The following is a 274-nucleotide window of genomic DNA, read 5'->3' on the forward strand; positions in this document are numbered from 1 at the left end:
TCCGTTCCCGTCGTCCTCGACGCCGGCATCGGGACAGCCTCGGATGCTGCACTTGCCATGGAACTAGGCTGCGATGCTGTCCTCCTGGCCACAGCCGTCACCCGGGCCCAGAACCCGGGGCAGATGGGCGCGGCGTTCAAACACGCAGTCATGGCGGGAAGGTTGGCGCAACGCGCCGGCCGCATCCCCAAACGTGAACATGCCCTCGCGTCATCGGCCATGGAAGGCCGGGCCGAGTTCCTGTAGAGGCGCGTTCAGCGGACCTGTTAGATGT

The 274-nt window shown here is 66.1% G+C and carries 1 pseudogene; it reads left to right on the plus strand.

Annotation, left to right across the window (positions count from 1 at the left end):
- Positions 1 to 246, plus strand: a pseudogene (locus SB679_RS24175) (thiazole synthase); the annotation flags it as partial.
- Between the last annotated feature and the right edge of the window lie 28 nt (positions 247 to 274).

Origin of the sequence: Chryseobacterium sp. SIMBA_029 (assembly GCF_046535275.1) — a bacterium.
Taxonomy (GTDB): Bacteria; Bacteroidota; Bacteroidia; order Flavobacteriales; family Weeksellaceae; genus Chryseobacterium.